Below are 23,700 nucleotides of genomic sequence, written 5' to 3' on the forward strand. Positions count from 1 at the left end.
TTAACTTATTTATATAGAAAATAAGCGATGTCAAGTTTTTTTGACATCGCTTATTGATTGTTAGTTTTATAGAAAAATTCTACAAAGCGTTTATTGCACTATCTAATGCTATTATACGATTGTCTATTGCCTGTTTCATCCTCTCAACTGCTGAATCAAAATCCATTAACTCATCGCCATTAGGATAGTTGTGGCGCGAATCTATTGGCCACATTTCATGGTTTACCGCCTCCGACTCACGAATTAAATCGGCTTGTTCATCAATGAATGTATCAATATTTTCAAATATGGGTTTTATCTCTGCCCAACGTGCTTTTATGGCTGTTCGGAACTCAGCAGAGTTCATTAACTGTCCATACCATAGAGAGTTTGTTAGCAACAATCCTGTTTTGTTTGGATCAAATGTTCCCCAGTCAAAATCCCAGATAGGTCCTGCACACAACTTACCTCCGGCATCTTTATACATATAGCAACTTTTGGGATGCTTGGGCTCTTCGTTTGAAGTAACCTCATGTATCAACAAATAATCGATATAGGTTGAGTAATCAATTTTGCTGAATACGGTCTCAAAATCATTATCTACAAGAGCATTCTCAACATCTCCTATATAGTTGTCAATATATGTAAAATATGGATGTGTCCACTCTGTTATTATCTCCTCATCGGGATCTTTTATAGTTACAGGGTAGCCATAGACTTGCGACATAAAATAGTTTATCTCTGCTTGATAGTTGGTGTCAAATTCCAATAGATAACCTCCATCTTCGCCTGTTGCTGTACCATCCTCAAACTCGGTGATATTTACTCTGTTTTTGTCAATCTTTATCTGCTCACACAGGTAGTAGTTTCCTTGATGAGAACCATTTAAATAGAACTCCACAAACTCACCTCTTGGTGCCCAATCCATTATCTGACGTGCCATCTCAAATGCTACTGCATTACGCATTAGGGTGCGGTCCATCCAGTTTGCCAACAATACCCAACGTTTATGTTTTGGCATACCTAAAACCTCTGCTTTACTATCAAGTTTAATGGCGTATGGCTTTTTAGGGTAGTTCCATGTTGAGTTTCCACGTCCTCGGAAGTTAGTTGTGGTATTCATAACCTCCTCGCCAAATTCATCTTCAATGCGGATTATGCACTCCTCTGTCCACACATCTTTACTTGTAATTGCTACTCCATTAGGTGTTTCAACATATACTTTTGGAAGAGTTTTTTTTATCTCTTTAAAGTTGGCTTTCACCTCTGTTGTTGAAGTTACGACCAACTCCATAGGATTTTCGTTTCCAGCATCTGCGCCGTCAATAGTCCAATTTACAAATTTGCAACCCTCCGCCGGTGTTGCTGTAAGGGTAACTGTATCATTTGCATTTACTGTTGTTTTAGAAACCGATACCGTTCCCAATGTGCTGTTTGAAGATGTGGCTAATACTGAATATAGTGTCTCTGTCATCTCAAATTGAGAGTCAAGGTATGCAATACGATCTCGTACATACTCTTTTAGGAATTCAACCTCTGCCTCGTACGAGCCACGTGCTGCAAGTTCGTTGTAAACTATTGTATTTAATATATTCCAAACCTCAAAGTTATTCTTTTGCGAAGCATCAAGATAGGAGGCAGTAGTTGTGATATAGTTTGTCATAAATGCCTCTAATCCTGCGGCTCTCAACTCTGCCCAACGTGTTTTTACTGCCGATACAAAACCAGCATCTTGCCACCAACGAGAAATCCACGTTTTGGGTTCGTGTGCGTATGTTCGCATCATAAGGGTTGTTGCATCGCCCAAACGATTATCGTTGTTGAAGGCTATATCAAAGTCCCATAGTGGTCCAAATTTAAATACGTCATCTCGCTCTTTATACATATAGGTACTCCACCATGCGTCAGAGTTTCCGAATAATTCACATGCTATGTACCAATCTACCATTGAGGCTTCATCTATGTATTTTCGCCATCCTAATTCTGCATCGGTAAAGTTGGTGCTGAACAGTGCATCCTCCATCTGTTGGGTGTAGTTACTAATATAGTAACTTTGGTCAGAGTTTATCTCATCATCTTTGGGGTATTTAATTGTTACCTTCATTCCTCGTGTGGTTTGGAACCATGAGATTTCACTATCGGCAAAGCCGTCAACTTCAATTAGGTATCCGCCTGTTATTTCTGCATCACTCATTGTGGTTGTGGTCTCTTGCTCAGTTACTGGTACACGTTTTTTCTTTACCTCTACTTGGTCGGTTAGCATATAACTTCCCAAATTCTCACCATTCAACACTACATCAACAAATGTTACCGATGGGGTAAAACCAAAGTTCATCATATTTCGTGCGGTCTCAAAGGCAAGGGCGTTACGCATTAGTGTTTTATCAGCATAGTTGGCTAACAATACCCAGTTTTTCTCTTTGGCTTCGTTACCCAAGAATTTGATTTTTTCATCAAATTTCAAGCGGTATGGTTTCTTTGCCATTCCCCATGTTGAGTTTCCTCGTCCTTTTATCTCAGTGAGAACCTCTGTTATATTATCCTCTTCATTCTCTGCTCCACGTACTGTTACGTATGCGTTTACATAATCTTCTTTACTTGTTACTCCTACTCCACCCTCTGTATTGATATAGATTGTGGGAACGGTTGTGAGTTGAGAGTACATATCTGTAAAGGTTGCTACATACTCAGCGTTACCTCTTGCTGTTATAGTGTAGGGATTTTCGGTTGATACTACCTCGCCATTTAGTGACCAACTCTCAAATTGAAAACCTGCATTGGCTGTTGCGGTAAGTGTTACTTCCGTTCCTTCAAGAGGATTTGGATTAGATACTTCAACACTTCCTCCTTTAGCAACTGTTGCTGATACGGTTACGGTCTCTGCTTGACGGAAACATACCTCAATCTCTGTGTTGGCAGATATAGTTGCTACGTAAGGGTTATCTGTTGATATTTGCAATCCGTTTATTTTCCAACACTCAAATACATATCCTGCATTGGCTGTTGCCAACAAGGTTGCTTTGTCAACGTTTTCATCTACAACTGATGCTGTTCCTGCCAATTGAGGTGTTGATTTAAATGTTACATCGTATAATAAATCGGTTGCTCCAACCCGAAGCGTTAAATCACATACAACTCCACCATTGTTTTGTATTGAGTTTTTAGAGTCGGTTGAGCCACAAGGATCGAGCGATTCCCAGTCAATTTTAAAACGCATACGATATTCGCCCGATTCGAGATTTTCAGGTAATGTCCACGATGGAATATTGTTTGCATATACTCCACATGAGTTTGAAACAACATTTCCTTTACTGTCAGTACCAACATTACTATCATCGGCAGAATAGAAGTTATAACTTACCAACTCTCCATCGTTGTTTCCGTAGGGATTTGATGTAGTATTAAAAACGCCATCTCTGTTATAGTCAATATATACAAATGCATGCATCCAAGCTCCTGTCCAATCCATTTCCGAGAAGTTTAGTGTCTCGCCCTGTTGGGTGTGTAGATAAAATTCTGTTTTGTCTTTATATACTGCATCACGAGTTGAAGATTGGATATTTGAGAGTGATAAACTATTTGTTCCATCAGTAAGAGTAAATGAGTTCAACTGACGACTACTTAACATAGTTCCTTCTGGAGTACAATATTGCAACTGACTCTCTTCAAAGTTTGCAACGTATGTTACCGCTCCGTTTACCACTACTGAGCAACTATTGTTTGTTGAAACAACACTTCCATTAAGTGTCCAGTTTACAAATTGGTATCCACTATTTGCCACCGCTTTTAGGGTAATTGACTCTCCCTCTTTAAAGAGGTCTGATGTTGTTTTATCATTGATTAAGACATATCCTGCTTCAGAGTTGTTTGCAGTTACTCCAACTTGGTAAAGTGCAACCTTATCGAATTTTATACTATCTACTTCAGAGATAAGATAACTATTTAATATCTCTCCATCTTTATAAATTTTTACAACTCGTTCATATTGCTGAGCAAGTATAACAGTTGCAAATGTTGCCAAAGCAACAATTAATGTGATAAATTTTGTTTTCATATTTCTTTTTTTGAGTTGTTTGTTGTTAGAGTCTTTATTTGCTAAAAACAAAGGTACTAAGTACCGTACAACTAAAAACTAACAAATCTGCGATTAAGCAAGAGCAGAAGCATACTTGTTTGAGTTATGCCAAGCGGTAAGCAGATTCAACAAACGAATGTTTGTTAACTTATTTTAAAATCTTCTCTGTTACTATTTGCCCGTTTGCTTGTACTACTACAACATATATACCTCTTGGATATGCACTTATATTGTACGACACACTATTTTCATTGGGTATTTGTGCCATCATTTGCACTCCTTGCATATTATATACCTGCACCATTGATATTGGCTCTGGGGCTACAATTTGCAGTTCTTCTACTCCTGACAGATATTTTATCTCTATCTCTGCACTCTCAATTTCGTTCTCCTCTATTGAAGTTATATCAGTATCTCCAAAGGTTATAACTTCAATATCATCAATTAGCATTGGGCTTGCAACACCTTTCATAGTTAATAGAACTTCATCTTCTGAAGGAAAGGTAATTTTATCTATCTCATCAATAGATATTGAGGTTGCCTTGCCTGTTGAATTTAGATAGATATTCATATAACTATCCTCCGATGCTATTACTGATAAAGTAATTGTCATCATCATTGTTGTTATTAAAATTTTTAATCTCTTCATAATATATAGAATTTATCAATTTACTAAAACATTACCGATGTTGATACTCCTGTAAAAAGTTCGTGCTGCATCTGTTGTGGTGCAAGTCGTGATGAAGATAGGAGATTGTAATCGCAGTCTAATGAGAATCGCATATTCTCTGTTGCAAGATATGAAAGCGAAACTCCCGTTACAAAGCCAAAACTTCCGTCATTTTTTTCGATACCTCGCTCTTGCCACGATGCACAACCTGAATAGAAGTTATAACCAAATAGAGTTTTTGAGCCTATTGCCCATCGTGATGAGAGTTGTGTTTCGTAATATGCTCCTACATATAGCGACAACTCTCCCATCCAATCTTCCATTATCTCTTCATTAACCGCAAACATATTATTGCTTACGGCAACTCTTCCTCCTACTCCGATGTTTTTGTGAGGGAAATATACCCCCTCAAAACCTACACGATTGCCAACCTTAATATCAATCTTTTCACCATTTGAGGCTGTATAGTTGCCAAACACTGTTGACACCCCTATCATTGAGGAGAAACGAGAAGGTTTTCTGCCATACTCCCATTTTGGGGGTACTGCTTTATATAGCAACCCCTTATCTTTGAATATAAGATCGGCAAAATAGTATCCAAGTTCGGCCGATACTATTCCTATCCCTGCTCCTACAAAAAGGTCGCTTACCCAATGTTCAGAATTAAATTGACGTCCCATTGCGGTAAGTGATGCTACTGTATATGATGCAACTGGTATCCATGGCGAAAGATGGCCATACTCTTTATTTAAAAGTGTAGCTGACATAAATGCTGTTGCTGTGTGTCCTGATGGAAACGAATGGTTATCCTCTCCGTTTGGGCGAGGAGAGTCTATTGTATGTTTTAATAACTCAACCGAGCCTACCATAAGAGCAACAGAGAAGAGATCGGATGTTATCATTCTGCCCCACGATGAACGACCTTTTACCCCTGCCACCTTCATTATATATTTAGTTGCAATGGAAAGGTATTGGATGTAATCATCAAATGGGCATTTTGTTCCTCGTGTTTTGGTCATTTGGTATGTTGCAAAACGATTATCTTCGGGCTTAGTTGCCACACCTGCCACTACCATTGGGAGCGCTAATGCTGTTATCTCAAATGCTTTTGATGATGTGATATGGTCAAATTTTGTAACTTCATAGATATTTAAACTCTCTTTCTCCTCTCCATCTTTTGGAATGGTTGATAATTCTTGAGGAGTTGTGTAGATTGTTATTCTGTTTAATGCACACAGAGGAGTTGCTTCTATAAAAAGCAATAGCAAAAATATTAAAATAGATACCCCTCTCATTAAACCTTATATTTGACACCCAAATATAATTATTTATATTTGACCTACAAATAAATCATATATAGTTTATTATCCTTTAATAGGAAATAGAACTATTTTTTAACAGAAGGAACTATTTACTCTCTTTTTTTAACGGAGATAGTTGTTGTTCGTTGGGTGTATATACCTTTTTTGTTTTCTTTCGGGGTGTTCGTTTTTTTTCTTTGACGGTATCCGTTGGGACAACTCTATTTTTGAACTCCTCTATCTCTGTTCTATAATCTTTTGCGACAACTTCACTTTCTCTCTTAGAGTAAAACTTCACTGCCAATAGCAACGCTATGATAATTGTTAATGCTATTGCCGCTATACGCTCTGCCTTTGTAAAGTTCCAGAATTTGTCCGACATACACCTATATTTTAAACACACCTGTTAATGAAAGGAATATGAATATTATAGCAATAGGAGCTATAAATTTTATACTAAAGAGTATTAGTTTATATATTAGTGATGGATGTTTTCCTCCGCCCAACTCAGCAAGAAAATCTCTCTTCTTCATTACCCATCCTACATATATTGCCAACAAAAATCCTCCTATGGGAAGCAATATATTTGCTGAGAAGTAATCAGATAGTTCAAAGAAATTCATATCGAATAGTTTTATTTCTCTTAGTAAACTAAACGATAGTGATGATAACACACTCAACACGGCTACAATAAAAAGTATTACTATTGATGCTTTTTTACGTCCAACTTTAAATTCTTCTGATATATATGCTATTGCTACCTCAAGTAGTGATATAGTTGATGTTAATGCCGCCACCGCAGCAAAGATAAAGAACAATACTGCCCACAGGTCTGGCATAAACATCTGCTTAAACACATTGGGCAGGGTTACAAATATTAAATCAGGGCCTTGAGTTGGACTTATTCCAAACGATGCCATAATTGGGAATATCATAACCCCTGCGAGTATAGCAACTAACATATCCAATAGAGCAACTGTTAATCCTGTTTTGGGCAATGATACGTTTCGTTTAAAATAGGAGCCGTATGTTATTAGTATTCCAAGACCTATACTTAACGAGAAGAATGCCTGTCCCATCGCAGCCAACACCACTCCTCCGTCTATTTTAGAGAAATCGGGATTGAAAAGATAGTTTAATCCCTTTGCTGCGCCCGGTAATGTGAGCGCATACCCACAAAATACAAGCAATATCAAAAATAGTAGTGGCATCATTATATTTGATGCTTTCTCTATACCCTTAGTTACTCCTCGCGATATAATCAGATAGTTTATAACAAGTAATGCTCCCATCCAAACAAGAGGTCTCCATATATTGGTTTTAAAAGCATTAAAACTATCTGATATCTCAGTTGCCGACAATGCAAAAAGTTCCCCTTTAAATGCTTGATAGACATACTCAACTACCCACCCTGCAATAACCATATAGTAACCAAGTATGAGTGTTGAGGCAAGAATACCTATATACCCTATAACGTGCCATTGCGACTTTGGTGCCAATACTTTTAATGCTCCCGCTGCATTGGTACGAGATTTACGTCCAATTGCAAACTCGGCACACATTAGGGGTATTCCTAATACCAAAACACAACATATATATACCACAAGAAAGGCTCCTCCTCCATTCTCAGCTGTCATATAGGGAAATCGCCATATATTACCTAACCCAACAGCTGATCCTACTGTTGCCGCTATAACTCCTATTTTTGTCGCAAATTGCGCTCTTTCGCTCATATTTTTTTATTTTACTAACGGCAAAGTTAATTATTTTAAGTTATAAACACAATTGTATTATATATATTTAATTAGGGAATAAAATAGGAGAAAGAGTTTTAGACTTTTATTGTATATTCTACTACTACAATATTTTTAAACTTTTTGCCGTACAACACGCCTGTAATGAATTTTTTGCTTGTAGTTTCTCCAAAATATTTTGACGATGACGGCTAACGGTAAATATACTTATATTTAAATTTGCTGAGATCTCCTTGCTTGAGAAGCCGAGATCTATCATTTTAAGGATCTCTTTCTCTCTGTCAGACAAGATATTATCAGAGTCAATATCATCAATATAGATAGTTTTTGAGGTAACCGGATTTACTATAACAGAGCGTTCATTACCAATAGCTGGGGTATATAGACACATAGCATAACGTATAGCTTTACTCTCTTTAAAATAAAATATTCGATGTGTTACCTCTACTAACACTCCAACTCGGTTTCTCATCCTGATTATATTCTGCATAAAGCAATCACTCTCTTTACTATTACGCTTCATATAATCAAAAAACTTTAACTCTTCAAGATGTTTTCGCTCTAAATCATTTGGCATTATTCGACAAAAGACCTCATTTTCCCATATTGAGTTTATGCTTTTAGCCTCACCCTTTTTTCCTATGCCTAAGTACTCTGCATAACCGCCATAAAAGATATGACTCTCCACTCTTTTCAAATCACTCAATACAACAAGTGCATTTTCTGCAACTGAATATGCTTTTGCAATTGCAAGATAATTTGAAATATCACAATTGCAACTTTTCTCAAATTCTTGATATAATAATTTCTTGTCTAAAACTACATTCATTATGGTTATTTTTTACCATTGTATTGTATTAAATAGATATGTACATTTGCAAATGTAATAATTTTAATGGTTATTTTATGAAAAGTAAAATTTTAATTCTTCTGCTATTGAGTATGAGTTTTGGTGTATCGGCTCAAACTCTTGAAAAGATGCAATGGTTTAACGAGCCCGAAAGTTGGAGTATAAACAGTGAAACAATTACAATGGATGTGACTCCTCATAGTGATTACTGGAGAATATCGCACTACGGATTTACGGTTGATGATGCTCCATTTTTTTACACAACAAGGGGTGGAGAGTTTGAAGTTAAGGTGAGAATATGGGGCGACTACAAAGTTAGATTTGATCAGGCTGGTTTAATGCTTAGGATTGACCATGAGAACTATATTAAGACAGGTATTGAATTTGTTGATGGTAAATTTAATATTAGCACAGTTGTTACTCACAATACAAGCGACTGGAGTGTTATTGAGCTGGATAAACCTATTGAATATATTTGGATTAAGGCTGTTAGAAGATTGGATGCTGTTGAGATATTCTACTCTTTTGATGATAAAGAGTACACTATGATGCGTAATTGCTGGCTACAAGACAACACTCCCGTTATGGTTGGCGTTATGGCTGCAAGTCCCGATGGAGAAGGATTTAAAGCCTCATTTGATAATTTTAAAATTAAACACCTACCCGACCAAAGACGTATGGAGTGGTTAGAGAAGAACTAATTTTATATAGATTAAAACTAAATTTAAGATTATGAAAGTGACGCAGATATTATGCGTCACTTTTTATATAGTAAATTGGCAATATTGAGAGGGTACAAGAACAAAAAATAAGGGTTACCGTTTGGTAACCCTTATTACTCTATTGATGTTTAATCAATTAACAGCACTCGCATTTACCTGCACTACCAAGAACGTTCTCAATTTTGTGCATGTATTGTTTTTTCATATTCTCGCGAGCAGGTCCAAGATATTTTCTTGGGTCAAACTCAGCTGGTTTGTTAGCGAATACCTCGCGGATTGCTGCTGTCATTGCAAGACGGCTGTCAGAGTCGATATTGATTTTACATACTGCTGACTCAGCTGCTTTACGCAACCACTCTTCTGGAATACCGATTGCATCTTTCAATGCACCGCCGTATTTGTTGATAGTTGCAACCTCTTCTTGAGGTACTGATGATGATCCGTGAAGCACGATAGGGAATCCCGGAAGTTCTTTCTCAACACCCTCTAATACGTCGAAACGTAGTGGAGGAGGAACTAAACGTCCGTTCTCATCTTTTGTACATTGCTCAGGTTTGAATTTGTTTGCTCCGTGTGAAGTACCGATTGAAATTGCCAAGCTATCGCATCCTGTTTTAGTTACGAAGTCAACAACCTCCTCAGGACGAGTGTAAGTGTGGTGTTCTGCACATACCTCATCTTCAACTCCTGCTAATACTCCAAGTTCTCCCTCAACTGTTACGTCAAATTGATGAGCGTACTCTACTACTTTTTTAGTTAGAGCAACGTTCTCTTCGTATGGAAGGTGTGATCCGTCAATCATTACTGAAGAGAATCCCATATCGATACATGATTTACAAGTCTCGAATGAATCACCATGGTCAAGGTGAAGAACTATTTGAGGTTTCTCACATCCTAACTCTTTTGCATACTCAACTGCACCTTCTGCCATATAACGCAAAAGTGTTTGATTTGCGTATTGACGTGCTCCTTTTGATACTTGTAGGATAACTGGAGATTTTGTTTCAACTGCTGCTTGAATAATTGCTTGTAGTTGCTCCATGTTGTTGAAGTTGAATGCGGGGATTGCATATCCGCCTTTGATGGCTTTTGCAAACATCTCTTTGGTGTTTACCAAACCAAGGTCTTTGTAGCTAATCATTTTGTTTAATTTTTATAATGTTAGTAAAAAAATTGATCTAATTGGTGTACTATTTTCAAATACTTTACAAAGTTACTATTTTTTTATGAATTATAGCCTATGTGAAGTTTAAAAATATATACTATTCTATCTGTTTTTACTTATTGATAACATTCTCTCCAATGCTTGTGTTGTTATATTGCGAGATATTTTTCCATTCTTGGCGAACGATATTTCTCCTCGCTCCTCTGACACTATCACTGCTACTGCATCTGTCTCTTGCGTTATTCCTAATGCCGAACGGTGTCTTAAGCCTAACTCTCGCGGGATATTGGGTGCATGCGATACTGGCAATATACAACTTGCAGCGATTATCTTTCCGTCTCCTATAATTATGGCTCCATCGTGAAGCGGAGTTCCTTTATAGAATATTGTCTCTATTAATCGAGACTCTATCTCGGCATTTATCTTCTCTCCTGTTGCCTCATATTTTACCAATGGCATATCTTGTTTTACCACTATTAATGCTCCTGTTTTTGTTTGAGACATATTTTTACAGGCATATACTATATGCATTACATATTCCGGAACTTCATTAGTCTCGTTCTTTTTGGCCTTAAAGAAATTAGTAAAGCGTTTCCAACTCTTGTGCGAACCTAGTTCACTCAAGAATATACGTATGTCATCCTGAAAAAGAATAACCAATATTATCACTCCTACATTTACCAACTTGTCCATTATTGAACCAAGGAGTTGCATCTCAAATATGCGAGAGACTAATATCCATATTACTATGAAGGCTATTATTCCTCCAAATATCTTTATTGTTCCTGATACTCGCATTACTCTATATACATAGTAGAGTATTATTGATACCAAGAATATATCTATTATATCTTTTATTCCAATAGAGGTAAACATATATTATTTTGATAGTTCAAATATTCGTACTGTCTCTACGCACTCGCTTACATCGTGTACCCTAAGAATGTTCGCACCCTTAGTTAATGCCATAGTGTTTAACGCTATCGTACCGGGCAATGCCTCTTGAGGTGTTGTATTAAATAGTTTGTATATCATCGACTTCCGAGATACTCCCACCAACAAAGGTAGTTTAAATTGTGCAAAATCTGCAAGATTTTTTATGATATTATAGTTTTGTTCTAAACTTTTTGCAAATCCTATTCCGGGATCTAATATGATATCGTTTACTCCCAATAGATGCAACTCTGTTACTTTTCTTGAAAAATACTCAATAATATCAACAATAATATTATGGTACGAGGTCTCATTCTGCATTGTTTGGGGAGTTCCTCGCATATGCATTAATATGTAAGGCACCTTTAGTTGTGCTACTGTCTTAAACATATCAGCATCACCTTCTCCTCCTGTTATATCGTTTACTATATCAACACCACACTCTTCAACGGCATATCTTGCAACTCCGCTACGGAATGTATCTACCGATATTATTGTTTTTGGGTATCTCTCTCTTATCTGTGGCAGAACTGATTTCAACCTCTTGATCTCCTCCTCTTCTGATATATCATCTGCTCCCGGACGCGATGAGTATGCTCCCACATCTATAATATCTGCACCTTCTCCTATAATCTGGTCAGCTCTACGAAGAGCATCATTATATTCAAGATTTCTGCTCGACTCATAGAATGAATCAGGTGTAATATTCAATATACCCATAACAAGAGGTCGTTCCAACGACACTAACTCTCCTCGTATATTAATAGTTTGGGGCATTGTATTGTTTATCTATAATAAAGTTCCACTACAAAAAAGGAGTTTTTAACTCTCCATTGCGAAGATAATATTTTGATTTGAATTACGTAACATAAAACGAGAGGAGATTGATCTTTAGAACAAATCTCCTCTCGTTTTGACTATTTATTTAACTCTATTATAATTGACTCATTGCCTCTTTGATGCTGTGCTCAGGATTTATCTCTAAGATTTTACCCCACCATTTGCGAGTCTCAATATATTTTGCTCCTTGTGGATTCTCAGCATACTCTTTTAGGTAGTTGTAGTATCCAAGATATTGATAAGCCTCAATGATAGTGTTGCTCTTATCTCCTTTAGCCTCTAACATTTCAACTACTTTCTCGTAGAATGGTTTTGCCAATCCTAACTCAGTCTCAGGGTCCATTCCTGAGTGAGCACGTGCTCTCCACATATTTCCACGATAATCCTCTGGTGCGCGCTCTGCAACTACTGCAAATGCATTATCTGCTTTTTTGAACAACTCAACTTTTGTCTCCATTACTGTGTCTGCTTGCGCAGCAGAGTAGTATGCACGTCCTAAGTTGAAGAAGTCCATAGTTTTAACCTCGTCTCCTGCTAAATCCATATATTTTGCCATAGCATCAGCACTCTTAACCATCTCGTCTGCTGCTTTGTAAGCATCGCTTAGGTCTTTTATCAAAGTTGCATCCTCAGGATTTTTAGCAACTGCTTTCTCTAACAATGCAACATACTCTTTTGGACGATTTACTTTTTTAAGTGCATTTCCGTAAATTGAGTAGTCTTGAGCAGTTAGAAGATCAGCATTTGCCTCATCGTTCATATATCTTGCTCCACACTCTGCTGCTTGCTCAAAGTTCTCTAGTGCATTGTTGTTGTACATTGCAAAACGATTTAACAAAATATCGTTGGGATTTTCAACCAAAGCCTCCTCAATAATTGTTAATGACTCTTCATATTTTTTATCGAAGAACAATAATGCTGCGTGACGTGAAAGGTCTGATGCAAAGTGGTTAGGATTTGACATATATGTTGCATATGCCTTAACTGCCTGAGTAAAACGTCCTGCGTTGAACAATGCCTCAGCATACTCGCGTTGCGCAATTGCCGATGCTTGGTTAAGGTTCAATAGAGCCTCCAATTTTGAGATAGCAAATTTTGGGTTAATAGGATAGTGCATCTTTGCATATTTTACGTACGCCTCAACACAATTTTGGTCAAAATAGATTGCATTCTCATACTCACCTGCTGCTAATCCTGTATCACCATTCTTCAATGCAATATCTCCTTGTAATACATACAAAGGTGCATACTCTGGATTTGTACGGTTTGCCACATCGACATACTTTTTATATTGTGGCATTCCTGCTTCAAAGTATGCTCTTGCAATGTTTGTGTTAACTCCTGCTTTTTCAGTTTTTGATAATTTAACTGCTTTTTTAAAGTTTGCCTCAGCCTCTTTGTCATTTACACCTAAAAGCAATTTTCCTAATCCAATGTAGTTGTAAGGATATGCAGCATCTTGTTTAACACCTTCGTTGAAACATTTTGATGCCACCTCTTTGTTTCCTAAAGCAAACTCTGCCTCTCCTAAATAGTAAAGGGCTGCTGCCTTGTCTGTTGCCGACAATCCTGGCAATGTATTGTCAAGGATTATTTTTGCACGATCAGGTTGTCCTGCTTTGAAATACTCAACTCCATCTGCATAGTTTTGAGCAACTACTGTGCTAACTAAACTTGCACTAAATAGAAGTGCTACGAATAAAATTGATTTCTTTAACATAATCTTCTTTCTTATTTGTGTTATTACTTATATTTCTTTTTTAAGTCTCTTCCCTAATATTAGTCCGATATTTTAACAGGTTTTATTACGACCTGTTGTGTTGTTGGCATCATTCCTGCCTTTAAGATAATAAGTTGACCTTTATCTGAAGCAAGGAAGTTTGAAAATCCTCTTACCAAGCCTGTTCGTGATGATGTATTCAGTGCATACACATGACGAGTAAACGGATAGTAATCAAGTGCTATATATGCTTGATATGGTTGGTACGAGTTTATTGGTGTTGCGACTCCATCTCTACTCATTGCAACTACTCGCACCTTATCAGAGAAACTCATATTGGTTGAATCCTTCTCGTTTCCAATCCAACTTGCACCAATTACCCCTATTGCTCCCGGTGTTGCAGCCACATAGTCAATAACTTTCTCATTTGTACCTTGTGCATATATATTTTTACTTGCTAAAGGCTCGCCCTTACATATTGAATCAAGAGCATATCGCACTGTACTTGAGTTCTTATTATCAAATGTCAGAGACAACTCTTTTAACCTTGACTTTGGATTTATCTCTTTCCACGATGTTATTTTTCCTGTAAGAATATCTTTTACCTGCTTTACAGTCAACATTGAATCGGGATTACTCTTATTAATTATAAGTGCTATCGCATCTTTTGCTATACAGAAAGATACTGGTATCATCTTTTTACTTCTGATTAAATTTTTCTCTTCCATTGAGAAATCTCTTGTTGTTATGGCAAATCTAACACTATCGGTCAATAGCAGATCCATAACTTCAACTTCAGAAGTGTATATGGGAATGATACTTGCTTTGGGGTAGGTAAACTCAAACAGGTCAATCTCCTCCTCAATAATGGGAGCAAATGACTCATCTGCCGACATTATGATTACACCTGAGGTTGGTGTGTCTAATACCTTCTTTTTTTGCTCTTTGTTACTACACGAAAATAGGGCAAGAACTGCAACAAATAATATGTAAACTGCTCTCTTCATAATTTTCACGATTTTTTGTAACCTCTATACTTTATAAAACGATATGCTCTAAAAATAGCATATACTACAAATATTGTTGCGAATATATAACGTGTTAAAGGTGCAAAATTATTAAATAAGTCGGTAAATACCAAAAGATATGCAAAACCGAAATATGCTATAATCATTATTATTCCAAAGATATAACCCAAATTTATTGTTATAACTTTTTCATCTTTAACTTCTTCGTTATTATTCTCCATATATAGTTTAAAATTATATTCTTGTTTTAAGTTGCATCTAATCTACAATATTGTCGATGCCTATCTGTTTTATGGTTTCTTGTCTTTTTGACAAATAAAAACCTTAAGCGTTTAATTTGTGAGAGGATTTATCAATTTCTTTATTGAACTTTCTCTTCACTCCGTCCTTGTCTGCTATAAACAAGTTGCTGTTTTATTTTGTTTAAGCATACATCTTTTTTGATAGTATACTAAGAGCTTTTACCGAGTTTAAACTTATCCCATTTAGGAGCAGTTTTTAGTACTCTATTTTTTGAAAATCCGCACGTCCGTACCTTTTAGGGTACAAACGTGCGATATTTCAAGTATTCTTATTTTAGTTTGAATACTACATTAGTTTAAATTGTACAGGAAGTGTAAACCATACGTTAACTGCATGTCCGTTTTGTTTACCGGGGATGAAGTTAGGTATTGATTTTACTACGCGAACTGCCTCTTTATCAAGAGTTGCATCAACTCCACGTAATACTTGAACTTCTCCTACAGAACCGTCTTTCTTAACAACGAAGCGAACAACTACCCTTCCTTGAATACCGTTCTCTTGAGCGATTGATGGGTATTTAATGTTGTCACTGATGTATTGAAGAAGTGCTTTTTGACCTCCGGGGAATGTAGGCATTTGCTCTACAACCTCAAGTACTTGATTATCCTCTTCCTCTACTACAGGTTTAATTGCCTCTTTAAAGTCAGCAATGTCTTGACCATTCTCCTCGTCATTTCCTTCAACGTCGGCAATAGAGATTGTTACCTTAGACTCAATCAACTCCTCTTGTGATTTGATCTCCTCTTCCTCACTTACCTCTTCGTCCTTCTTAATTACAGGAGCTGTAAACTTAATAGAACTTTTTAGTGGTGGTGGGGGAGGTGTTTCCATCAAAGGTTTGTACTCTTCGTTTTTCTTAACCTCTGCCTCTTTCAAGTCAGACAACTCTGTTACTTGAGTCATTACTATCTCCTCCTCTTCCTCAGGTCTGATTTTATCAATCAAATCACCGATTACTCCAGGTAAGAAGAACGCAGCAGCGGCAATCAAAACAACCGATAATGTTGCAATATTGTGACGTTTTGGTGAATCCTTACGCAAATCGTATGCGCCATAAGCCTTATTTCTACCTTCAAAAATAAGGTCGCACCATTCTTGTGAACTGATATTTGCCATTGTTCTTATTTTTTAGGTATTAATTATAATTTAGACGTATCAATTTGGCTTGATAATTCACCTTTTGATTCATAATTATCAATCAAAAATTGGTCTCCCTCTGTTATATCTACGATTGCATATTTGCTAATTCCGCAAAGGTGCATTTCGTCAAGTGCATCGATAAGGTTTTTGTAATTTGATTCATCAGATCCTTTAATCATAACAACTGGAGCAGTTTTTACGTTTTTAATCTCTGATGCTTTTGCATTAAAGTCCTCATCGGTCATTCCAGTCTCTAACTTCTCTTGCTTCAAGTCCTCTAATTGAGTTACTATCTCACGGTTTCTGTCTTGCAATACTGCACGTAATCCATCAGCAGCGAAAGTAGTTTCGCTCAATGTTTGATAGTCAGTATAGTCAGGTTGTCCTGAATAATAGTAAACTTTATCTTGTCCTCCAAGTAAGATTGTTATAGCACGTGAAGCAGCGACCTTAGTTTGGTCCTCTTCTGTTATATTCTTATCGTTCGAAGGCATACTTATCTCCATGGTTTGTGGCTTTTTCAAAGTTGTACAAAGCATGAAGAAGGTAATCAAAAGCATGTTCATATCAACCATGGGGGTAAAGTCCACGTGGATATGCATTTTTTTAGGTTTACCTTTTTTGCCGTCTCCTGAATCTTTTTGTTGTACTTCTGCCATATTACAATTCTCTATTTAATAACGACTCTATCCTCATCAGATATTTTTTTGAGGTTTGTTATAAGGTTATAACGGTTCTCACGAATATCTTGTAAAGAAGTCATTAAGTTTCTGATAATAGGATAGGGTGTTCCTGCAGCAGCTTTGATAGCAATTCTTAAGTTGCTATTTGCAGCACGTGCACTTTTTACCCACATCTTAACTTCATTCTTATCGTCAATTCCTTCTGCATTTTTTGTAGTATCGCAAGGGATACCGGCAGCGATTCCCATTACCTCTCCTTTAAGAGCTTTGTCTTGTTCGTGAGATTGAAGAGCTAAGAACTCTTTCAAATCTTTAATAGGGAATCCAAAAGTAGGAAGAACTTTAAAAGATTGGATGTCTTTATTTGACAATTCTATTCCATACTGTGCTGCAACATCTCCAAGAACCGCTTCCTTATCTGCAGGTCTATCAAGACTCATGTATATTTTACCGTCTTGGTCGATCAAAATTTGCAAAATATCTGTCTCAGGAATCTTAATTTCCGATACTGAATCGGGAGTTGAAACCTGAACTGGCTCTTTTTGCACGAAGGTTGAGGTCAACATAAAGAATGTAAGCAAAAGCACAGTAACGTCACTCATCGCGGTCATATCGATGAGCGTACTCTTTCTTTTTACTTTTACTCTTGGCATATTCTTAATATGTTAAATGATTATTTCTCGTGTGTAGCCGCGTATGTTCCAACGATAGAGAATCCTATTTCGTCGATAGCGAATGTTAAGTTGTCAATTTTACTTGTAAAGAAGTTGTAAGAAATTACAGCCAAAGCACCAGTTGCGATACCGAATGCTGTGTTGATAAGTGCCTCAGAAATACCGGCAGATAGAGCAACAGAGTCAGCAGCACCGTCAGAAGCCAAAGCAGAGAATGATTTAATCATACCCATAACGGTTCCAAGTAGTCCGACCAAAGTACCAAGAGTTGTCAAAGTTGCAATGATAGGCAAGTTTTGGTTAAGTGCAGGAAGTTCCAATGCTGTAGCCTCCTCAACCTCTTGTTGGATAACTGCAAGTTTTTGCTCTTTAGTTAAACGAGTATCGTTCTCCATTTGCTCGTATTTAACAAGTACTGAAGTTACAACGTTAGCAACACATCCTTGTTGTTTGTCGCAAAGCTCTTGAGCACCTTTAATATCGTTAGCAGCCAATTTCTCTTTGATAGCAGCAACGAATTTTGCAGTTTTACCTTTACCCATTGCTTTCATAAGAACGATTGCACGCTCAACACTTAATACGATAACTGTTAAGAATAATGTTTGTAGAACTGGTACAATGAAACCTCCTTTAAAGATTGTTCCCAACATGTTCTCTGGGTGTCCAAGATCTGAGTCTCCGATTCCGTCACCGTTTACGTCTGTAAAGTTAGCAGGATCTCCTAAAAGGAAAATAAATACACATACTGCCACAACAGCACAACATAAAATTACCAAAAAGGCAGATTCAATACCTTTAAATCTTTTAGCTTTAGTTGCCATAATAGAAATAAATTAATTTGTTAAGTTAATAATAAAAATATTTGATAGTTCTCTCTGTTTTTATCCTCTATATAGTTATGTATATAAAACGTGACTACTCCTTTTTTATTGTTGCCACACCTCAATATACGCCTCGTACGAACCTCTATTTTGGTCATACGAAAGCATTTACGATTTAACTACACCATGCACCATTCAAAAAATAAGTGAAAACAATGCACTATGCAGCGGTCAAAGTTACTTCATTATTTTGAATTACAAAAATTTTAGAGCCTTTTTTGAAGATTTTATCTCCGTTTTGATACATTTTTATTCATTATATAAAAAACGAGAAATAGACGACCGTCTATCTCTCGTTAATGTTTATTTGAAAATTATTCTCTTTTACTATTTTCTATCGCCCAATAATCGCAATAGATAAAGGAACAGATTTATAAAATCTAAATAGAGCGTCAATGCTCCTAACAGAGCTATTTTTTGAGTCGCCACCTCGTCGCCTTGGTGATACTCTAACATTGCTTTTATTTTGTTGGTATCGTAAATTGTCAAACCTACAAATATCAACACCCCTGCGTATGTTATAATCCAGTACATAGTACTGTTTGCCCAAAATATATTTACTACCGTTGCAATGATAAGACCTATCAGCAACATAAATAATATACCACCTAATTTAGATAAATCTTTTTTAGTGAAATATCCGACAAGACTCATAACTCCAAATGTTCCTGCCGTCACAAAGAATGTTGTTGCCACCGACTCTTTTGTGTATACTGCAAATATTACAGAGAGTGTTAATCCATTCACCAATGAGTACAAGAAGAACAATAGCAAGGATGTCGAAAACGACATTTTATTTATTCTTGCGCTTATAATCATCACCAATGCAAACTCTGCTATAATCAATCCCCAAAACAAAATTGGGGAAGAGAATATCGAATACATCAACTCTGTTGATTGTGCAACATATAGTGCCACAACTCCTGTTACTCCTAATGCAAGAGTCATCCACATATATACACTTTTCATTAATGCTCCCACCTGTGTTGCAGAATGTGAAGGCACATAATAATAGTTATTTCCCATCTTATAAAAGTATTAATATTATTCTAAAATCTATTACACAAAATTGAGATACAAAGTTCATCAACTTTGCCCCACAAAGTTAATACTTTATATATTACCTGCAAAATGAGATCTTATATTGTTCCAACATCTTACTTGCATTGAATAGCACAAACCTTTTTTTCTTAAAAATAGTTTGTTGGACGGCGAGGGCGACCTAATGCTTTGTTCAAAGTCATTTTAAGCAGTGTTATCATATCATCACACTGCATGGCCAAATAAGCTGCTTTCTCATTAAGTTTATCTAAGTACCACTGCGACAAGAGATAAGCAATCATCATCTCTTTCATATAGTGAATTACAGAATCTTCGCAACCCGCCCCTATGGTTACTTTAAAACTAAACTCAGTCTCATTTTCGTCAGCAAACTCATCGCCACCCGAAGAGTACGGCAGAAGAATATCTCGCAATTTATAAAATACCATACGCAATTTATCTCTACTCCACGGATAGTCATCACTACTTAATACCAACTTATCTACTACCCCATTATCTTCTCCTGCAGGAGGCGACACCGATAGCGCTGTATAAGATGAACGACGAGTAAGTTCATTCAAAATCTCTCCTTTGTTAATTTTTAAATTGATTGAAATCTTTTTCATAACTACCTTTTTTTTGTTTTTATTATTTAAACTGTCTGTTTCTCTGCTTTAAGTTTTGCTAAATCCCTTCTTGCTTTTCTCTGACTTCGATAGTGCTGATACAATATCAACTTTGCCGTTTGTACTCCAAAGAAAAAACGCGATGCTCTACTCTCTGCCAGCACTCGGTATAGAGCAGTTCGATAATCACAAGAGGGGTGGCGTTGCATATAATCCGAAACTTTTAAAGCCATCTCTTCATACATAGCCATTTTACATCCGTTTTTACATCTGATTGCTTGATGATCTAAAACTTTTCGCACGTTTCGAGCTGCCTCATCAAAAGTTATATAGTAACGTCCCTTTCCACTATAAAGAGTTTTCATTATTATCTTATCGCGCTCCTCAAAAGGTGCCATATCTCCCAACTCCTTCAACTCCTCTTCAAAAGCTTTAATAAAATCGTGCATTTTCTCTTCTTTAAACCTGTAACTTGTCATAACTCCTAATTTATATATCTACCTAATTAATATTTTTGTTTTGCAAAGATAAAACCTATATTGTAATTTTACAATACATAATGTGGTATTATTACCATTTTATATAATTTTACCAATACAACTTATTGAACTTCGGTAGTTTAATTCATAGCAACATTTTTATTTTTTAGAGATAAGACAAAAAAAGAGCAACTACATTATTGTAATTGCTCAATCAACTAAAGTCGGGGCAAGAAGATTCGAACTTCCGACCTCCACGTCCCGAACGTGGCGCGCTACCAACTGCGCTATACCCCGAAATGCAATGCAAAAATACTCTTTTATTGTAAATCTGCAAAAAAATATATTTTATAAATTATAAATTAGATGTATTGATATTTTTGAAAACCGGCACGTTCATTTCGCTATATCGAGAAGAATCTTACAGCATTATCGAATGTAGCTTTTTGAATATCATCAGGCGACATTTCAAGCACCTATGCTACCTTATTTATAGTATTAACTATATAAGAAGGCTCGTTTCGTTTCCCCCGATATGGCACAGGTGTTAAGTACGGAGCATCAGTTTCAACCATTAACCTATCAATACCTATCTCCCTTATGGTATCATCTAATTTTGCATTTTTAAATGTTGCTACCCCATTTATACCAAAATAAGCATCACCAACCTCTCGCACTCGTTTAACCTCATCCGGTGTTCCGCCAAAACTGTGCATAACAAATCTTTCAATAGGATTTTGTTTTAGTGTCTGGAGCGTATCTTCAAATGCCTCTCTGTTATGTATTATAATAGGTAACGACATACTATTTGCCCACTTTATTTGCTCAGCGAAGACATCAATTTGTTCTTTACGATATGTAGTATCCCAATATAAATCAATACCAATCTCACCTACCGCCTTATAATCTCCCTGCAACAACTCATCATAAACTTGTTGCAGTTGTTGTTTATAATCTTCTCCTACCGATGTGGGATGCAATCCCATTGCAGCAATACAGCAATCCGGATAGCTGTTTAGAACCCTCTTTAAGGGTGCAATTGTCTCAATATCTACATTGGGCAGCATCATTACTACCCCACTCTCTCTTGCCCGCTGTACTACCAAGTGACAATCTTCATCAAACTCGGGTAGATATATATGGGTATGGGTATCAAATATCATATCTTACGTTCAGTTAGCGAATTGGCAAATGCTTTTAACTCTTCGTTATTGGGTATGTTATTGAGATATGCCAATGCCTTTTGACTATAATCCGATATTTTTTCACGAGCCATCTTATCTATTCCCAACTCTGTATATATGGCAGTTACCTGTTCAATCTTATTATCATCTTGCGGACCTTCCAACAGAGTTAACAATCTCTCTTTTGTATCTCCTTTTGCCATAGTCATAGCAGAGATAAGCATATAGGTTTTTTTGTTATTAAGTATATCTCCACCTATTTTTTTACCAAAAGTTTTGGCATCGCCGTAAACATCTAAATAGTCATCTTGCAATTGGAATGCCAATCCTATATTCTCTCCAAATTTATATAGTGCTTCTGATTGTTCAGTAGTTGCACCTCCAATTATTGCACCCATCTTCAAAGCACAACCTATCAATACCGCAGTTTTTAGGCGAATCATATTTATATACTCCTCAACGGTCACATCCTCACGACTCTCAAACTCCATATCATATTGTTGCCCTTCGCATATCTCTAATGCAGTTTTATTGTAAAGGTCAAGCACCTCTTTATGTACATTTGAGGGAACTTCACACACCTTTTGTGTTGCAACGATTTGCATTGCATCACCTGAAAGAATTGCGGTATTTTCGCTCCATGCAATATGAACAGTGGGACGTCCTCTGCGAATCTCAGCCTTATCCATAACATCATCGTGCAAGAGAGTAAAATTATGAAATATCTCTAAACCTAATGCAGGAGATATTGCACTATTAACATTCCCACCAAACATATCACACGCCATTAGTGTTAAGAGAGGTCTTACACGTTTGCCGCCCATATCTAACTGATATTTCACAGGTTCATACAATCCAAATGGTGTTTTTGGATATTCAATGTTAGCAACCGCCTTGTTTATTAGCTCTATATACTCTTCGACTGTTTGCACGACTATTATAATATTCTGGGGTAATTATTTATTCTGTAACTCTCTTTTGAAATTCGTTCATCAACCACTCATCCTGCTCTGCAATACTCATATTTGAGTTGTCTAACACAAGTGCATCATCAGCTTTTCGTAACGGGCTTACTGCTCGAGTTTGGTCAATACGGTCACGCTCCTCAACATTAAAAAGCACCTCTTCAAAGGTTACTTCATTATTACCCTTTGAACGCATCTCATCTAAACGGCGCTGTGCTCTTATTTGTGGCGAAGCAGTTACAAATATTTTTAGTTCGGCATCCGGGAATACTGTTGTTCCAATATCTCTGCCATCCATTACAATACCTTTGTCATCGCCCATCTTTCGTTGAAGAGCAACCATTGCCTCACGCACCAAAGGAACTGCCGCAACAATACTCACTTTGCCCGAGACCTCCATCCCGCGTATCTCCTTCTCTACATTCTCGTCATTGAGCATAAGATATTGGGCTCCTGATTCATCAAGGCCAAAGGTTATTGAGATATTGTTGATTACGGCTTTGAGAGCCTCTTCATCAACCTTATCTCCTTTAATCATATTGTTTCGCAAACAATATAGAGTTACTCCGCGATACATTGCTCCTGTATCAACATACACATACCCTATTCTCCTTGCCAACTCTTTTGACATAGTACTCTTTCCACAAGATGAGAATCCGTCGATGGCTATCGTAATTTTTTTCATAT

23 protein-coding genes and 1 tRNA gene are annotated in these 23,700 nt (G+C 36.8%); 1 reads left to right on the forward strand and 23 read right to left on the reverse strand.

All coding sequences use genetic code 11. The features are described 5' to 3' along the window. Window positions 1-79 precede the first annotated feature (79 nt). From IKK64_04710 to IKK64_04735, 6 genes are all read right to left on the reverse strand, one after another. Window positions 80-4,033, reverse strand: a complete 3,954-nt coding sequence (locus tag IKK64_04710; protein ID MBR4119362.1) for a CotH kinase family protein — start codon at window positions 4,031-4,033, stop codon at window positions 80-82. A 169-nt stretch (window positions 4,034-4,202) separates the two neighbouring features. Continuing rightward, window positions 4,203-4,703, reverse strand: a complete 501-nt coding sequence (locus IKK64_04715) for a T9SS type A sorting domain-containing protein (protein ID MBR4119363.1) — start codon at window positions 4,701-4,703, stop codon at window positions 4,203-4,205. Window positions 4,704-4,726: 23 nt separating this feature from the next. Beyond that, on the reverse strand, window positions 4,727-5,986 hold the full coding sequence (locus tag IKK64_04720; protein MBR4119364.1) for a phosphatase PAP2 family protein: 1,260 nt from the start codon (window positions 5,984-5,986) through the stop codon (window positions 4,727-4,729). A gap of 145 nt (window positions 5,987-6,131) precedes the next feature. Further along, window positions 6,132-6,407 carry a hypothetical protein gene (locus IKK64_04725; protein ID MBR4119365.1) on the reverse strand — a complete coding sequence of 92 codons (276 nt, stop codon included), beginning with the start codon at window positions 6,405-6,407 and terminating at the stop codon, window positions 6,132-6,134. A 4-nt stretch (window positions 6,408-6,411) separates the two neighbouring features. Beyond that, window positions 6,412-7,758, reverse strand: a complete 1,347-nt coding sequence (locus IKK64_04730; protein ID MBR4119366.1) for a sodium-dependent transporter — start codon at window positions 7,756-7,758, stop codon at window positions 6,412-6,414. Between the two features lie 124 nt (window positions 7,759-7,882). Beyond that, a complete protein-coding gene (locus IKK64_04735) occupies window positions 7,883-8,170 on the reverse strand; it encodes a helix-turn-helix transcriptional regulator (GenBank protein ID MBR4119367.1) in 288 nt (95 codons plus the stop codon). 515 nt (window positions 8,171-8,685) lie between these two features. Between IKK64_04735 and IKK64_04740 the strand changes: the two genes are divergently transcribed. Continuing rightward, the gene (locus tag IKK64_04740) at window positions 8,686-9,330 is read left to right on the forward strand and encodes a DUF1349 domain-containing protein (protein MBR4119368.1); all 645 of its coding nucleotides are present in this window, start codon (window positions 8,686-8,688) and stop codon (window positions 9,328-9,330) included. Between the two features lie 157 nt (window positions 9,331-9,487). Here the strand turns inward: IKK64_04740 and IKK64_04745 are convergent, their stop codons facing one another. The 17 genes from IKK64_04745 to IKK64_04825 all read right to left on the reverse strand — a co-directional run bounded on the left by IKK64_04745 (window position 9,488) and on the right by IKK64_04825 (window position 23,698). Next, the gene (locus IKK64_04745) at window positions 9,488-10,492 is read right to left on the reverse strand and encodes a class II fructose-1,6-bisphosphate aldolase (GenBank protein ID MBR4119369.1); all 1,005 of its coding nucleotides are present in this window, start codon (window positions 10,490-10,492) and stop codon (window positions 9,488-9,490) included. Window positions 10,493-10,618: 126 nt separating this feature from the next. After that, on the reverse strand, window positions 10,619-11,392 hold the full coding sequence (gene cdaA / locus IKK64_04750) for a diadenylate cyclase CdaA (protein ID MBR4119370.1): 774 nt from the start codon (window positions 11,390-11,392) through the stop codon (window positions 10,619-10,621). Window positions 11,393-11,395: 3 nt separating this feature from the next. Further along, window positions 11,396-12,238 carry a dihydropteroate synthase gene (folP, locus tag IKK64_04755; protein MBR4119371.1) on the reverse strand — a complete coding sequence of 281 codons (843 nt, stop codon included), beginning with the start codon at window positions 12,236-12,238 and terminating at the stop codon, window positions 11,396-11,398. 145 nt (window positions 12,239-12,383) lie between these two features. Next, window positions 12,384-14,009 (reverse strand): hypothetical protein, encoded by a 1,626-nt coding sequence (locus IKK64_04760; GenBank protein MBR4119372.1) that lies wholly within the window; start codon window positions 14,007-14,009, stop codon window positions 12,384-12,386. 59 nt (window positions 14,010-14,068) lie between these two features. Further along, window positions 14,069-15,016 carry a substrate-binding domain-containing protein gene (locus IKK64_04765; protein MBR4119373.1) on the reverse strand — a complete coding sequence of 316 codons (948 nt, stop codon included), beginning with the start codon at window positions 15,014-15,016 and terminating at the stop codon, window positions 14,069-14,071. A gap of 5 nt (window positions 15,017-15,021) precedes the next feature. Beyond that, window positions 15,022-15,258: a hypothetical protein gene (locus tag IKK64_04770; GenBank protein ID MBR4119374.1), complete on the reverse strand. Its 237-nt coding sequence runs from the start codon at window positions 15,256-15,258 to the stop codon at window positions 15,022-15,024. 367 nt (window positions 15,259-15,625) lie between these two features. Next, entirely contained in the window at window positions 15,626-16,456 is an 831-nt protein-coding gene (locus IKK64_04775; GenBank protein ID MBR4119375.1) for an energy transducer TonB, read from the reverse strand. Window positions 16,457-16,479: 23 nt separating this feature from the next. After that, on the reverse strand, window positions 16,480-17,139 hold the full coding sequence (locus IKK64_04780; protein ID MBR4119376.1) for a biopolymer transporter ExbD: 660 nt from the start codon (window positions 17,137-17,139) through the stop codon (window positions 16,480-16,482). 11 nt (window positions 17,140-17,150) lie between these two features. Beyond that, complete coding sequence (locus IKK64_04785) at window positions 17,151-17,816, reverse strand: biopolymer transporter ExbD (protein ID MBR4119377.1); 666 nt, start codon at window positions 17,814-17,816, stop codon at window positions 17,151-17,153. Between the two features lie 20 nt (window positions 17,817-17,836). Then, window positions 17,837-18,658, reverse strand: coding sequence for a MotA/TolQ/ExbB proton channel family protein (locus IKK64_04790; protein MBR4119378.1), 822 nt, complete (start codon window positions 18,656-18,658; stop codon window positions 17,837-17,839). A gap of 387 nt (window positions 18,659-19,045) precedes the next feature. After that, the gene (locus tag IKK64_04795) at window positions 19,046-19,744 is read right to left on the reverse strand and encodes a Bax inhibitor-1/YccA family protein (GenBank protein MBR4119379.1); all 699 of its coding nucleotides are present in this window, start codon (window positions 19,742-19,744) and stop codon (window positions 19,046-19,048) included. A 164-nt stretch (window positions 19,745-19,908) separates the two neighbouring features. Then, window positions 19,909-20,385, reverse strand: a complete 477-nt coding sequence (locus IKK64_04800) for a hypothetical protein (protein MBR4119380.1) — start codon at window positions 20,383-20,385, stop codon at window positions 19,909-19,911. Between the two features lie 26 nt (window positions 20,386-20,411). Then, complete coding sequence (locus IKK64_04805) at window positions 20,412-20,864, reverse strand: hypothetical protein (protein ID MBR4119381.1); 453 nt, start codon at window positions 20,862-20,864, stop codon at window positions 20,412-20,414. A 224-nt stretch (window positions 20,865-21,088) separates the two neighbouring features. Then, window positions 21,089-21,161 (reverse strand) — tRNA-Pro (locus IKK64_04810). 179 nt (window positions 21,162-21,340) lie between these two features. After that, window positions 21,341-22,024, reverse strand: coding sequence for a TatD family hydrolase (locus IKK64_04815; protein ID MBR4119382.1), 684 nt, complete (start codon window positions 22,022-22,024; stop codon window positions 21,341-21,343). Next, complete coding sequence (locus IKK64_04820; GenBank protein ID MBR4119383.1) at window positions 22,024-22,980, reverse strand: polyprenyl synthetase family protein; 957 nt, start codon at window positions 22,978-22,980, stop codon at window positions 22,024-22,026. Before IKK64_04820 ends, IKK64_04815 begins: the two co-directional genes overlap by 1 nt. 28 nt (window positions 22,981-23,008) lie before the next feature. Further along, the gene (locus IKK64_04825) at window positions 23,009-23,698 is read right to left on the reverse strand and encodes a (d)CMP kinase (GenBank protein ID MBR4119384.1); all 690 of its coding nucleotides are present in this window, start codon (window positions 23,696-23,698) and stop codon (window positions 23,009-23,011) included. Between the last annotated feature and the right edge of the window lie 2 nt (window positions 23,699-23,700).

It is taken from the genome of Bacteroidales bacterium (genome assembly GCA_017521245.1).
GTDB lineage: Bacteria > Bacteroidota > Bacteroidia > Bacteroidales > G3-4614 > Caccoplasma_A.